Origin of the sequence: Metallosphaera tengchongensis, from assembly GCF_013343295.1 — an archaeon.
Taxonomy (GTDB): domain Archaea; phylum Thermoproteota; class Thermoprotei_A; order Sulfolobales; family Sulfolobaceae; genus Metallosphaera; species Metallosphaera tengchongensis.
The window spans coordinates 1452358-1465275 of sequence record NZ_CP049074.1 but is presented as its reverse complement, the minus strand read 5'-3'; the positions used below and the strand labels follow the sequence as shown (position 1 = coordinate 1465275).

The 12918-nt window shown below is 47.2% G+C and carries 14 protein-coding genes and 1 pseudogene; 8 read left to right on the top strand and 7 right to left on the bottom strand.

Annotated features, from left to right (window positions below; genetic code table 11):
- Positions 1 to 566: 566 nt before the first annotated feature.
- A complete protein-coding gene (locus GWK48_RS07960) occupies positions 567 to 764 on the bottom strand; it encodes a hypothetical protein (RefSeq protein WP_174631183.1) in 198 nt (65 codons plus the stop codon).
- 275 nt (positions 765 to 1039) lie between these two features.
- Here GWK48_RS07960 and GWK48_RS07955 point away from each other — a divergent pair, with 275 nt between their 5' ends.
- Both GWK48_RS07955 and GWK48_RS07950 read left to right on the top strand, forming a co-directional pair.
- Positions 1040 to 1315: a hypothetical protein gene (locus GWK48_RS07955; RefSeq protein WP_174631181.1), complete on the top strand. Its 276-nt coding sequence runs from the start codon at positions 1040 to 1042 to the stop codon at positions 1313 to 1315.
- Between the two features lie 396 nt (positions 1316 to 1711).
- Positions 1712 to 2320 (top strand): annotated as a pseudogene (locus GWK48_RS07950) (zinc ribbon domain-containing protein); the annotation flags it as partial.
- Positions 2321 to 2686: 366 nt separating this feature from the next.
- On the opposite strand, the gene GWK48_RS07945 reads toward GWK48_RS07950, so the two are convergent.
- Genes GWK48_RS07945 through GWK48_RS07925 form a run of 5 tightly spaced genes read right to left on the bottom strand, consistent with a single transcriptional unit; the run spans position 2687 to position 7016 of the window.
- Complete coding sequence (locus GWK48_RS07945; protein WP_174631179.1) at positions 2687 to 3055, bottom strand: GIY-YIG nuclease family protein; 369 nt, start codon at positions 3053 to 3055, stop codon at positions 2687 to 2689.
- Between the two features lie 23 nt (positions 3056 to 3078).
- Complete coding sequence (locus GWK48_RS07940; RefSeq protein ID WP_174631177.1) at positions 3079 to 4176, bottom strand: radical SAM/SPASM domain-containing protein; 1098 nt, start codon at positions 4174 to 4176, stop codon at positions 3079 to 3081.
- Positions 4173 to 5213: a radical SAM/SPASM domain-containing protein gene (locus GWK48_RS07935; protein ID WP_174631175.1), complete on the bottom strand. Its 1041-nt coding sequence runs from the start codon at positions 5211 to 5213 to the stop codon at positions 4173 to 4175. Before GWK48_RS07935 ends, GWK48_RS07940 begins: the two co-directional genes overlap by 4 nt.
- On the bottom strand, positions 5207 to 5899 hold the full coding sequence (locus GWK48_RS07930; protein WP_174631173.1) for an MBL fold metallo-hydrolase: 693 nt from the start codon (positions 5897 to 5899) through the stop codon (positions 5207 to 5209). Before GWK48_RS07930 ends, GWK48_RS07935 begins: the two co-directional genes overlap by 7 nt.
- Positions 5883 to 7016: a peptidase U32 family protein gene (locus GWK48_RS07925; RefSeq protein ID WP_174631171.1), complete on the bottom strand. Its 1134-nt coding sequence runs from the start codon at positions 7014 to 7016 to the stop codon at positions 5883 to 5885. Before GWK48_RS07925 ends, GWK48_RS07930 begins: the two co-directional genes overlap by 17 nt.
- A gap of 209 nt (positions 7017 to 7225) precedes the next feature.
- On the opposite strand from GWK48_RS07925, the gene GWK48_RS07920 reads away from it, so the two are divergent.
- From GWK48_RS07920 to GWK48_RS07895, 6 genes are all read left to right on the top strand, one after another.
- Complete coding sequence (locus GWK48_RS07920) at positions 7226 to 8428, top strand: radical SAM/SPASM domain-containing protein (RefSeq protein WP_174631169.1); 1203 nt, start codon at positions 7226 to 7228, stop codon at positions 8426 to 8428.
- Positions 8429 to 8498: 70 nt separating this feature from the next.
- On the top strand, positions 8499 to 9038 hold the full coding sequence (locus GWK48_RS07915; protein ID WP_246263780.1) for a hypothetical protein: 540 nt from the start codon (positions 8499 to 8501) through the stop codon (positions 9036 to 9038).
- Positions 9039 to 9126: 88 nt separating this feature from the next.
- On the top strand, positions 9127 to 9669 hold the full coding sequence (locus tag GWK48_RS07910) for a 2-oxoacid:acceptor oxidoreductase family protein (RefSeq protein ID WP_174631167.1): 543 nt from the start codon (positions 9127 to 9129) through the stop codon (positions 9667 to 9669).
- Positions 9662 to 9928 (top strand): 4Fe-4S binding protein, encoded by a 267-nt coding sequence (locus GWK48_RS07905; RefSeq protein WP_174631165.1) that lies wholly within the window; start codon positions 9662 to 9664, stop codon positions 9926 to 9928. The genes GWK48_RS07910 and GWK48_RS07905 overlap by 8 nt, the downstream gene beginning before the upstream one ends.
- A 1-nt stretch (position 9929) precedes the next feature.
- Positions 9930 to 11090 (top strand): transketolase C-terminal domain-containing protein, encoded by a 1161-nt coding sequence (locus tag GWK48_RS07900; protein WP_174631163.1) that lies wholly within the window; start codon positions 9930 to 9932, stop codon positions 11088 to 11090.
- A complete protein-coding gene (locus tag GWK48_RS07895; protein ID WP_174631161.1) occupies positions 11087 to 11944 on the top strand; it encodes a 3-methyl-2-oxobutanoate dehydrogenase subunit beta in 858 nt (285 codons plus the stop codon). Before GWK48_RS07900 ends, GWK48_RS07895 begins: the two co-directional genes overlap by 4 nt.
- A gap of 237 nt (positions 11945 to 12181) precedes the next feature.
- Here the strand turns inward: GWK48_RS07895 and GWK48_RS07890 are convergent, their stop codons facing one another.
- The gene (locus GWK48_RS07890) at positions 12182 to 12526 is read right to left on the bottom strand and encodes a hypothetical protein (RefSeq protein ID WP_174631159.1); all 345 of its coding nucleotides are present in this window, start codon (positions 12524 to 12526) and stop codon (positions 12182 to 12184) included.
- Positions 12527 to 12918 lie beyond the last annotated feature (392 nt).

Genomic DNA, 12918 nt, shown 5'->3' with positions numbered 1-12918 from the left:
TCAGAGCTACAGTCTCTAGAAAGTTTCCCCCACAGTCCCTCTGGTCTGGTCGAAAGGTATGGAAAAGGTCCACGTTTTGTCCTCTCCGGTTGAGAGAGGACAGACCGAGGAGTTCCTGAAAGAGATGCACAAGGGTACTTACGAAGTCCTGAGGCAAGAGTTTAACCCTCCAAGTTAGCCATAGACTGCTATAGGCACGCCATCGCAAAGTACAGGCCGCGGTTGAACAGCCCATGTGGTTGGTACCCACTGTACGCAGCGTGTCCGTCTGGCTAACGCTAGAACAGTCGTACACTATTGATTAACAAGATAGGCGTGAGGATAGCTGGTGTTGGTGAGTTGGCAATACTAGGCTCCTATGGGAACTTGTCAGAATACAAGGATCGAGAGTTGAGGGAGGCTAGGTTGATGTAGGACAGTAACGCGTACCTAAAGGTCTCTCCTCAAGGGATAAAAAGAAACAGAAGCTAAGGACGGTCTCGCCGTAGACGTGAACGTGGCTAAGCTCTTTGTAGGTAAAGGAGATAAGCACGTTAGGATCTCAACCAGACTAGATGACGCCCACACTACAGGTCACTAGCTGAGAACCTGCAGAAGTACGATAGAAGGTGGAAGGAGAACAGGGTCCTACGCAGGATAAGGTCGTACCACAGGAAAACTGAAAACTTGAAGGACTCAGCTAGGAAGGTCGGGAAGTAGGTTGTAGAGGTAGCCAACTCGCTTAACGCCTCGGCCACCTTCCTAGAGGACTTAAACAACCCCATCAAGAGGGTGAAGGAGCTACTGTCGCAGTTCAGAGATAGTCCGTACTTGACGCAGTACCGTAGACTTCAGTCCTGGGCTGAGTAACAAGCCAAGAAGCACGGGCTAAAGGCGGTTTCTTGCCACTAGTGTGCCCTAGGATCATGTCTTCTCTGCAGTAGGGCCATACTTAGCTAAAGGGATTCGCCGCCAGAGGGGCTTTGGTGGAGCAAAGTTGAAGGCGTGAGCGTTTCAGCCCAAAACCAAGGTTTTTAAATAGTTTCCCCTCTTTCTTCTTATGCTAGACTGCAAAGCGGTAGGAGTGGCATTCTCAAAGGCTAAAGTGCTGTTAAAGGACATAAAGGAAGACCTAAGCTACTTGGAGGACACAAAGCTGGCTTTTATCAATTTCTACCTTGAGTTGAAAAACAAAGGTAAGTACGATGAGGATCTATTTGAACAGTTATCTAAGCTATTCGAGGTGTGGGTATATGATTATGAAGGTAATAAGCCAATCGAGGACGTGTGTAAAGAGTTTAATTCGCTCGGCTCAAACAGTTCTTCATCACGATGAAGTTCTTAAATAGTAGTTTACTTTAATTTATTATTAAGTTTATTTACTATTTATTATCTATTTGATAACCATGACAGACCCTGTCTGCGGAATGGAGGTAGACGAAGAGTCGCAGTACAAGACAATGTACAAAGGAGGGTGTACTACTTCTGTAGTAACTACTGCATAAAGGCTTTCGAGAAGGACGCTAGTACTTAAGGGAAGAGCCCAAAGGGAATGCCAGAGCAGTGATCAATGGGATTAGAAAGCTTAGGTATGGCGAGGAGGAAGTCAGCCATCCCAATAGTCTTATTCACTATCTTAGTACCAAACAGGCTGCAGCCTAGGGCTGCGGTCTTTAAGTTATCAAGAGAAGACCTCGCGTTGGCCTTTACCTCAGCGCTCCCCTACCTTGGGCTATTCTCCCTGAAGTATAGCATGGTAAAGAAAAGGGGTAAGGTACAGTCCTTCGCCTCAAAGCATGGTAAGAAGGGGGAAGGACTGTTGAGGAAGTACTCCCACCGCGAGAGGAATAGGGTTATGGACTTAGTGCATAAGTTCGTAAACGCTCTACTTGAGCTATACCCATTGACAACCTTCGGAGTCGAGAGACTGGACAAGCAGAACATGTTTAAGAGCGCTAGCGGTAAGCTGTCTAGGAAGGTCTCGAGGACTGTGTGGAGGAGTATACACAAGGTACTCAAGTACAAGGCTATTCTACGCTGTTCTCGCGTCTTCGAGGTCAACCCATACCTTACCTCAAGGTCTTGCCCCAGATGTAGGTTTATATCCCGAAAGGTTGGTAAGACCTTCGTCTGTCAGAGGTGTGGGTTTAAGTTAGACAGGCAGTTGAACGCTTCCCTGAACATCTACCTGAGAATGTGCGGGTTTCCCCGCCTAGACGGTACCCCGTCTAAGTGGGTCGGGGTTATCCCGCTAATGGGGCGGAGAAGGATGAAGGAAAACCTGCTCGACTCCCGTGAAGCCCAAGGGTTAAGGATTGATATCAAGTATGAGATCCTATGAAACCCAGACCCCTCGAGATGAGCTTAGTCAGAGTGTCTATCTCTTGTTCCTTATCAAAGGGATCTTCAACAGGTTTCCCGAAGACAAAATGCATGGGTACCCCTATTGCATGGGTACCCATACAAAGTTCTTAAGTTAACGGCTGTTAGTAATATCGCTATGCCTAACCCTAAAAATTGCGTCTAAAGGTACTTATGTACTGATGAGTCTAGATGAAAATGTTTAACTTATAAATTGGTAAGAGTCGTCTGGCCTCTTCCCGGCATAAAGGGCGAGATTTGCTGTTCTTTTTATCAGATAGAAGAGGTTGACCAGAATCGACGAGAGGAACCCTCGCTATGGCTGGGAGGAAATCAGTACACTAGTTTACCTCTCAGATAGAAGGACTCTCAGAATATCTTCAACTTCTCCTTTGAAAAGGTGACTTTCGTTCTCCCTGTCGTCTGTGGAACCGAACCCCCTCACAGAGGGAAATTTGGAAAGATAGGAGGCTAGGGTCCTCTCCTCTACGTTTAACACCAACGCACCAAGAGGTTCACACATTCTGGATAAGTAGTCAACGTGCCAATGCAGCTTCTCCTTATCTGGATCCAAGTGTCTTGATACCCTCTTTCCGCAAGAGATACCGCAGGATCCGACGTAAGCGTATAGTCCTTCCTCTATCTTGAAGCTCTTCCTACCACCAGTTTCCACAACTCCGTTGTGGCATTTAAAGAATACGACATACCCTTTCAAATTCTCCCCTGATCTTTAAATCGTCAGTCGTTAAGCCCTAAATCTCTTTCTATTTCATGGAGGTAGCATGAGGGGTCTCTCTCCCAAAGGTCACCATATAGGGCTAGGGCTCTCCCCCTCAGCCCACCATTGCATACGTCAAAGAATTTACAAGAGGAGCACTTAACGTGAAGTTTCCTATTCCTAAGTTCCTTAACCAAATGGTTGGGCTCATCCCATATCTGCTTTAAATTCTCAATCCTCCCTAACGGTATAGGCGTGAACTGGTCTGGGTAAACTAGACCCTCAGGGGTTACGTCGGCTATCCTCTCACCCGACTTGTTTCCTCCATTTCTCTTGAGAAGTTCCAAGACCGCTTGGCTCCCAGTTAACCTATATATGAGGATCCCGTCCACCGGGTTGTCAGCGGTAAGGACTTCCCACTCCCCGCTTCTAGAGTACTCTACGATCTTTCTAATTACGCCCAACCTTGTTGAGTTGTCAATGTCCATCTCCCTGTCTGCCCTTCCGGCGTAAGCTAGGTGGTAGAAGCATACTCTGTCTATCCCTTCCTTCTTCATCAGCTCGAAGACGAAGTCCACGTAATGGTAGTTCTCCTTGGTTATCGTGAACCTGAGACCCGTCTTGATCCCCATCTCTCTTGACAGGTGTATCCCCCTCATAGCTCTCTTAAAGGCTCCATCCACACCTCTGAACTTGTCGTGAACCACCTCGGGTCCATCGACGCTTATTCCTACGTAATCAATGTAACCCTTTAGCTCCTCCAGCCTCTCCCTAGTGACCATAGTTCCGTTAGTGGAGAGCTCCACCCTAATTCCGTGGTCGTGCGCCTCCTTGGCAATAATGTGGATGTCTCTCCTAGCCAGGGGTTCCCCTCCGGACAGCAATATGTGTTTTACTCCCATTTCGGACGCTTGTTTTACCGCGTTTAACCACGATGAGAGAGGTAGGTCCGTGAACAGTTGCGTCCCTGAGTTCGAATAGCAATGTCTACACCGTAAGTTACAATTTCTGGTCACATTGAATACTAACACAGAGGGGTATCTATCCTTGAGACCGGCATATCTTATCCTGTCGGCCTCCTCAGGTCTCTTGGTAATTAGTCTGGATACGCTTATCAAGCTCTCAACCTCATAACGCTTGGGACGTAGGTGCAGAAGGGATCCTCCGCCATGACGTCCTCAGTTATGCTAAAAGCCCTCGCTCTGCACCCTCCGCAAACTGTCTTGTACTCGCATAGCCCACACTTGCCCTGAAGTTTAGATGGGTCCCTCAAACTCTTGAAAAGCAAGGAGTTCTCATATATCTCGCTGAACTTCTTGTACCTTATGTTCCCCACTGGCGTTGGGAGGAACCCGCATGGGTAAACAGTACCGTCATAGGCAACGAAGGCGTAACCATTCCCTGCCATACATCCCCTAGCCCCTTGTACGCTCCTTCTTCCGTAGTTTCTGTCTGGAGCGACAGGTCTCACCCCCATCTCGTTCACTACTCTCACAAGATATGGGGCGCACGTCATCCTCACGTTAATTCCCTGAGTCCTCCAACGCGCTACAGTCCTCATAACTCTCTCTCCTTCCTCGGGGGAAACCATCATCTCTTTCGTGGCTCTTCCTGTAGGGATCAACATGAATATATCCCAATAAACAGGTTCCATCCCTAGGACGGTTTCCTTTAACAGCTCAAGCTCGTTGACGTTGTACTTGCTGATTGTAGAGTTTATCTGAACCGGTATACCAGCGCTCTTGAGCGCTTTCACTGCGTCCTTTGCCATTTTGAATGCCCCTCTGACCCCTCTGAATTCATCGTGGATGTGTTCTGGTCCGTCTATGCTAATGGACACCATGGACACTCCACTCTCCATTATCTTCTTCGCCACTCCAAGGTCTATCCTGCTCCCACTGGGTGAAAGGGCAGTGGTAATCCTCTTAGAGGAGTAACGGAGGATCTCAAACAAGTCATCCCTCTTTAAAGCGTCTCCCCCACTTATTACGAAAAGTTTCACCCCAGATTCAGAGAGGTCATCAACTAGACGTTTAACCTCCTCTGTGGACAGCTCACCTGGCAACCTGTTAGGTATGGCTTTTGCCCTACAATGTTTGCAAGCTAAATCACACGCCTTAGTGCTCTCCAAAACCACTACGTAAGGGGCTACCACTTCTGTATCACCTCACCGTGGAAAGGGACAATGACCTTAGCGGGAATTGAAGAGAGCTTCCTAAACGAAGCCAAGGAGAGTTCGTAGTCCCATGAGAAGAACTCCAGTGGAGGGGTGGGCTCTCCCCCTATCCCCCTCATTGCGTCTCCCACAACTAGGTCTTCCCCATTGTATAACGCTATGTGCCCTGGGGTATGCCCGGGGACATGTATGACTTTAAAGCCAGCTAAGTCCTCCCCTCCCCTTAAAGTAACGTCCACTATTACTGGATCGTACTTTAGGTCGTTTATCCTCCTCATGGTTCTCTTGAAGTCCTCCTCTGGAACTTTCAACCTTTCCGTAACCTCAGCATACGATATCTGATATGTGGGGGGATCTAGTAGGTAAGATGTCTCCAGATAATGAGCGTAAACCTTAGCTCCAGATAGCTTCCTGATTTCGGACGCATTCCCAGCGTGATCGTGATGCCAATGGGTTACAACGACATCGGACACGTCCTCGATGGAGAACCCCCATGACTTAAGGTACTCTTCGATGGTCTCCAGGTAACCTGGGAGTCCCGTGTCAATCAACATGAGACCTCCTGAGGGCCCTCTTTCCACGACCGCTAGGTTGTGGTTTAGGACACCCCCGAAAAAGTCAGGTTCCAACAATTCCATGATCCTAATGTTATTGATCCTTACCATTGTCCCCAAACCTCGGTATGAGGTCTATTGGCACCTCAACCCTATTCAACCTCAAACTGTTCAGTTCTATCCCGTTCACGTTTATTACCTGTCTGGCTACGGCATCGCAGTACCTACATTCGGAGCAACTCCTCTCCTCACACTCGTTGTACTTGAAGAACGATAGCCAGTTCTCAGGGAATTTCAGGTTGTCCACGTACACCTCCTTCAACAGCTCATAGTCCTTGGGTCCGTTTACCTTCTCCATTACTTTAGGTACAGCTCTTCCCTGGGGGTAGCTCACTATGTCAAGGAGATTTCCTACATACTTCCTGGAAGCGTAAGCCTTCACTGCCCTGACTATCCACTCTGTCCTCTTGTTCCTTCCAGCGATCTTGAACCTGTCTATACCAAGGTCCTCATAAACCCTCAGGTCCTCCGGTCTTATCCACCTCATCCTCACAATGTTCGCGAGGTCATTCCTCACGTCAGTGGCGCAGAACAGAATGGGGTACTCAAACCAGGCAATTATCCCGTTCTCTGCGCTGCTCTGGGACGAGACTATGTCGTGAGTTCTCCTATAGGCGCATCCCCAAAGACAGGAGTTGTTGGTAATTACTTCAAAGTCGACCTTACCTTTGAACCGTTCCAGCGACTTGAGAAGCCTAAAGTTCCTGTTGTCATCCTCATGTAAGATCACAGTATCAGCACCAAGATCCACAAAATTCTCGACCTCCCTCAAGTTGTAAATCCTAGCATAGGAGGAGATGGATACCTCCAGATCAGGGTGCTCCCTCTTTATTAACTTTATCAGCAGTGGTAACGCCACGACAAATCCGTCTACTCCCATGTTAACTAGTCTCTCGATTTCATTCCTTAGACGAGTCAAGTACTTCTCTGAGTACTCCCCACCGTTAAGGGTCGCAGTGTTCATAGTGTAGAGGAACTTAATCTTGGAACCGTGTACTACCTCAAGGTGGGCTCTAAACCTTTCGTCGTCAATCGTGGGCAACACGAAAGACGCCCTACCGTGACCAGTCAACGTCTTGGTATGGCTTCCGAACATATGGGTAACTGGATACTCCCTTATTTTCTCCACTAACGTATCGTCGAAGTTCGTTCCTACAACGAGCCTCATGAGAATTTCCTTCATTTTTATTGTATTTAAACTTGTTATACGATTAACTACCTTTAACGTGTTTTATGAAGGAATGATCTTAGGAATAGAAAAAGGGAACCCACAATCTTCTCACCTAATGCAGGCAACTAAAAAACTGCTCCGGATCGAAAGAAGAGCCGGGAGATGCGGATACTCCCCAAGTTGGGGAGAGTGAGGTGAAAACTCCCATGGCTCTTTCCAAGTTCAACGTTTTTATTGACAACGTTTTGTTTAATACGCTCACAGGGTACGCGATTGAACTGGACCAGAAGGAGTTAGAACTCCTCAAGAGGGGTGAAGTCCCTGGTCACCTTAAGGGGATCATCGAGGAGGGATTCTCATCAGGGTTCAGGGACCTTGAGAATACCGTTGAGAACTTTCTCAAGAAACCGATCCTCGAGCCTACCCTCCTACTTACCTACAACTGCAACTTTGACTGCTCCTATTGCTTCCAGAAGGGCTTCAGGAAGGACTTGTCTGTGTCTGATAGGGTGATCAGAGGGTTCATCAACTACATCCTCAAGAACCACAACGGAAGGAAGGTAAGGGTCACGTATTTTGGCGGGGAGCCTCTGCTTGAGCTGAGGAGGATCGAGGAGATATCTAAATCCTTACCAGGAGTTGATTATTCCTTTAGCCTAGTAACGAACGGCTCCATGTTGACCAAGGGAGTGGTAGATAGGCTAACCCCCCTGGGACTCTCCCACGTCCAAATAACCCTAGACGGACCTAGGGAGGTGCATGATAGGAGAAGGTATTACATAGATGGAAGGGGATCATTCGACGTGATAGTTAAAAACCTTAGGGAACTCCAGGATAGAGTAAAAGTGGTACTTAGGGTTAACATAGATGTCCACAACTTCCATGAGGTGGACAAGCTCCTTGATGAGTTGAAGAGTGAGGGCATTTCAAACGTTAGGTTAGACCCGCACCTCGTCCACACCAACCTCTTCAGGAACGAGTGGTGGGAGAATGTAATTCCAAGGGAGACGGAGTCAGATGTGCTCCTAACCTTCTGGCAGAAAGCCCACGAGAGAGGCTTTAAGATACCTCAGGACATCTTCAGGCTTGGGCTATGCGTAGCTTACGTGGACGAGGACATAGTTGTGGACCCGGAAGGTAAGATCTACCCTTGTTGGGCCTTCACTGGGAACCATCTTTACGTTAAGGGTAGACTGGAGGAAGACGGAACCTTGACCTTGAACGAGAAGCTCTTGGGTAGAAAAACCCTGAGAATTAGGGAAGAGTGCAAGGAGTGCCCCTTCCTACCCCTGTGTTTTGGCGGTTGTAGGTTTCTTTCCGTCCTGGAGGGAAAGGGCTACAATGGTTTAGACTGCAGGAGGGAAGCATATGAAAAAATTGTTAAGCTCGTTAAAAATATTATGCGGTAAACCCCGTTAAACTAAGTTTACCCAATTTAATGAGAAAAAGTGATTTTATATTTTAATATCTTTTATTATCATGAGTACAATGTGCGACTATAGGATTTTCAGTACGGATAGACCGGTTAAAAAAATCGAGAAGGTAGTCATGTTGTCCAGAGAGAACTTCAACAAACTTGGGACTGAAAACTATCAGAAGGTCCTCTCCTCAGATAGAAGGGAGACCCTGGGCTTGAGCAAGAGCTATTACTACTATATCCTGGAGGACCTCAAGAGAATGGGGCTGGTGGAAGACAACGCCATATCCTTTAAGGCGGTCATCCCGTTCATACCAAGGGAGTCATCCCTAGACCTGGACAACGGTGTTCTCTACTCTTCTAAAAACCACTTAATTTTCATTGACATGGGATCAAGCAAATACGAATGCAAGACCTGTCCAGTCTTCGCAGAGTGCATCTACGGGATAAGGAGAATTGTAAGCGAGATGAAGATAAGGCCTGGCCCAATAGACGAGGAGACGGCTAGGGATCTCAGGATACCTTCAACCCTGTGGAATAAACTAGTTAAGGGAATATTTGGCAAGTCTGTGGTGAGATTAGATGCCATAATGCTGGGCTAACCATCCTTTTGTGTTTAACTGAGTTAACATTGATGGTACTTCTGAATACTAACTCATTTCCTTATTCCTGTGAATGCAATTGTAATTCATGATAGAAATTTCTCTAGTTGGAAGGGGCGGACAGGGGGTAGTCACTGCAGGGGAGATCTTGGCCAAAGCTTCAATACAGGAGGGGAAGTACGCTCAATCCATCCCGTTCTTTGGAGGGGAGAGGAGAGGAGCCCCAGTTAGGAGTGAGGTAAGGATATCTGAGGAGCCAATTCTCCTGCATAGGAGAGTCTACAATCCAGACGTTGTCGTAGTCTTTGACACCACGTTGATAGACGTAATTAATCCGCTGGAGGGAATAAAAGATAACGGTATTCTGATCCTCAATTCAGGCAACCCCAAGAAACTTTGGAAAAGAACGTATTACGTTGACGCCACGAGGATAGCCATATCCCTAGGGCTGGTAATGGCTGGGTGGAGCGTCGTCAACACAGCTATGTTGGGGGCTCTGGACAGAGTTCTGGGGGTTGCTAAACTGGAAACTCTTGAGACTGTCGTCGAAGAGGAGTTTAAAGGAAGGATTGGTGAACTCAACGCCAAGGCAATGGCACTCGGAAAGAGGGAGGTGAGGGAACTTGATTAAAGTACAGCCTGGAATTCCCATAGCTAGACCAACCATAGGTTCCGCGGGTTTAACCGGAACGTGGAGGGTCTTGAGACCGGTAATTCACTACGACAGGTGCACTAGGTGTAGACTATGCTTCTTTTACTGCGTAGAAAATAGTATAGACCTTGAAAAGAACCTGTACCCTTCCATAGATTACAATTACTGTAAAGGTTGTGGCGTATGTGCCCAGGTCTGCCCAACTGCTGCAATTGAGATGATCAAGGAGGTGAAGTGAAATGCAGACAACGTATAAGAGGAGCATTGTAACAGGTATGGTTGGAAACCACGCGGTAGCTTACGCTGTGAGGCAGGCTAAACCGCAGGTGCTGGCTGTTTATCCCATTACACCGCAGACTACCATGTTGGAGAAATTATCTGAGTACATAGACAAAGGCCAGCTTAAGGCTAGGCTCATCAGGGTTGAGAGCGAACACTCGGCCTTGGCCTCAGTGTACGGGGCAGCTTTGAGTGGAGCCAGAGTCTTCACAGCGACCGCGTCCCAGGGACTTCTTTACATGACTGAGATGATTTACTGGGCTGGAGGACAAAGGGTTCCCATGGTGGCTGCAGTAGCTACTAGGGCAATTGCGTCCCCTTGGTCCATCTTAGATGACCACCAGGACATTATGGGGAAAAGGGACTCCATTTGGGTACAAATGAGCGCTGAGAATGTTCAGGAGGCCTATGATTTGACGTTAATGGCGTTCAGGATATCCGAGCATGAAAACGTCACACTTCCAGTGATGATGGGCTTCGACGGGTTCATACTCACCCACACCATGGAGAGGGTCGAGGTGCTCCCTGACGAGGTGGTGGATCAATTCCTCCCAGAAAGGAGATTCAACCTGGTTGATTTCGACGATCCGGTAGGGGTGGGTTCAGTAGCCACACCTGAGGACTACATGTTCTACAGATACGAGGCACAGAGGAGCATGGAGAGAGCAAAGAGGGTTATAGAGGATATAGGAAAGGACTACGAAAATATCACAGGGAGGGAATACGGTTTAGTGGAGTGTTACATGTGCGAGGACGCAGACTACTTGGTTATCTCCATGGGGGCTTGGTCTGGGGACGCAAGGGTGGCAGCCCAGAGGGAGAGAGACAAGGGATTAAGGGCAGGTCTTTTAAAGATAAGGGTTTTCCGTCCCTTTCCCAAGGAGAAGGTGAGGGAGTATGTTAGGAGGGTAAGGGGGGTGGTAGTTATGGACAGGGCAGTTTCCTTCGGCTCAGGCGGAGTGTTAGGAATAGAGGTGAAGTCGTCATCCTACGGTCTTGATGTTCCAATACATAACGTCATAGGCGGTCTAGGAGGAAAGGACGTTAGACCCATGCACATACAGAAAGTGTTGGAGGACCTGAGTCAGGGAAAGTTGGAAGAAGAGAGGTGGTTGTTATGATGCTCATGAGAGGAAACGCAGCGTGTCCCGGATGCCCAATACCTAGGGAATTGGACGCTCTCCTGGAGGTTACCGGAAAGAATACCGTCCTCGTAGTCCCAGCATCGTGTACCACAGTAATCATGGGGGACTCCAAGGGAATGCCTTCGAAGGTTCCAGTGATCCACAGTGCCTTTGCTGCTTCGGCAGCTATAGCTTCAGGTGTGAAGAGCGCTTTAGATGCAAGAGGAGAAAAGGCCACAGTTGTAGTTTGGGCCGGAGATGGAGGAACAGGGGATATAGGCTTCGCCTCGCTCAGCGGTGCAGCTGAGAGAAACGAGGATATCATTTACGTTTGTTACGATAACGAAGCGTACATGAATACTGGGGTTCAAAGGTCCGGGTTAACCCCCTATGGGGCATGGACCACGACTACCCCCTCCGGAAAGAGGGAGAGAAAGAAACCTCTGCCGCAACTAGTGGCTCAGCACGGTGTACCTTATGTGGCTACAGCGTCCATTGCTTACCTTTTTGACTATCAAGCTAAGATAAGGAAGGCAAAGGACATCACAGGTTTCAGGTACATCCACCTGTTGTCTCCATGCCCGCCTGGATGGAAGTTCGACTCCAGTTTAACGGTTCAAGTAGCGAAACTTGCAGTGGAGACTGGAATATGGCCGTTATACGAAATAGAGGACGGAAAGTTAAGGTTAACGAGCGTTAGCAAGACCCTACTGGACAAAGCTAATAGAAAACCAGTGGTGGAATATCTGAAGTTGCAAGGGAGATTTGCTAACCTCAGCGATGAAGACGTGAAAAGGATACAGAACGATGTGGATGAGATGTGGGAGGAACTATCGAAGATCGTAAGCTGAAAAATTGTAGTGTTTTCTTTATACTCTATAAAGACTATCACTTTTCTATCTCGAGGACTAAGGAGATGAGGACTAGATAGATGGATTTCAAGTCCTTGATGCATCCTATGCAGATAGAATAACCTCCTGACCTCATAGGAACCTTGCCCTAGAGGATTGGGAAAGGTCTGAGACCAAATTTTAGACCCTTGATATGGGACAAAAAGAACAACAAGTCTCGCCCTTTGGGTGGTCAGTTCAGGGCAATCCGAACCAAAGTTCAGCTAAAAGTATGGTCACCAAAAATAATAGCTCTATGAATTCATAAATGGAATAATATTGAAAGAACTCCTTACTGAATGTGAGCCTTCCGTTGAAAATGTAGAATGCGCCACCTACCGCATGAGTGATAAGAAAGAGGTAAGTTGGTATCATCAACGCTAGGTTTCCTAAACTGAGAGTGAGGAGAGAGTAATACAAGATTTCAGCAACTGCTAGAGGTACACCCATCTTCCTGTCAACTGTTTTGTATTTAGTCAACGATCTATAACCTATTGCAAAGTGTTCTAATACCATGAAGATTGTATAAGGAACCAGTAGCATAAGTCAAGAAGCAGGCTTCATAATAAATTGGTAGACCCTAAATATTTAGCGCTTTAAAGGACAAATTAACCCTCGATAAAGCTAACTCAAGCTCAGCAGTCCGAGATGCAAAAGTTGGCGTATCTAGTCCGATGTGTCTCCCCACCTTCCGCCTTGACGTTTAACTATAACTTAACTTGGTTAATCAAGTTTTTCAAATACGTTTTACTTATTCCAATGAAAGGTTTTTTTCCTTTAAATAACATTTTAGAGTATTGAGATCATGTGTTACTTTAATATTTCTAAAATTGAGCGTCCTATTATAGAAAGAAATGTAGTTTTATTACGTAAAGAAAACTTTGAAAAAATAAGGAGCGACAAGTTTATCAGGGTTCTCTCAACCCACGAACGTG

What these genes read in the sequence shown, in the direction of transcription:
- GWK48_RS07960 (WP_174631183.1), bottom strand. Translation starts at nt 764, where the DNA reads ATGGGGTTGTTTAAGTCCTCTAGGAAGGTGGCCGAGGCGTTAAGCGAG.
- GWK48_RS07955 (WP_174631181.1), top strand. Translation starts at nt 1,040, where the DNA reads ATGCTAGACTGCAAAGCGGTAGGAGTGGCATTCTCAAAGGCTAAAGTG.
- GWK48_RS07930 (WP_174631173.1), bottom strand. Translation starts at nt 5,899, where the DNA reads ATGGTAAGGATCAATAACATTAGGATCATGGAATTGTTGGAACCTGAC.
- GWK48_RS07925 (WP_174631171.1), bottom strand. Translation starts at nt 7,016, where the DNA reads ATGAGGCTCGTTGTAGGAACGAACTTCGACGATACGTTAGTGGAGAAA.
- GWK48_RS07920 (WP_174631169.1), top strand. Translation starts at nt 7,226, where the DNA reads ATGGCTCTTTCCAAGTTCAACGTTTTTATTGACAACGTTTTGTTTAAT.
- GWK48_RS07915 (WP_246263780.1), top strand. Translation starts at nt 8,499, where the DNA reads ATGAGTACAATGTGCGACTATAGGATTTTCAGTACGGATAGACCGGTT.
- GWK48_RS07910 (WP_174631167.1), top strand. Translation starts at nt 9,127, where the DNA reads ATGATAGAAATTTCTCTAGTTGGAAGGGGCGGACAGGGGGTAGTCACT.
- GWK48_RS07900 (WP_174631163.1), top strand. Translation starts at nt 9,930, where the DNA reads ATGCAGACAACGTATAAGAGGAGCATTGTAACAGGTATGGTTGGAAAC.
- GWK48_RS07895 (WP_174631161.1), top strand. Translation starts at nt 11,087, where the DNA reads ATGATGCTCATGAGAGGAAACGCAGCGTGTCCCGGATGCCCAATACCT.
- GWK48_RS07890 (WP_174631159.1), bottom strand. Translation starts at nt 12,526, where the DNA reads ATGCTACTGGTTCCTTATACAATCTTCATGGTATTAGAACACTTTGCA.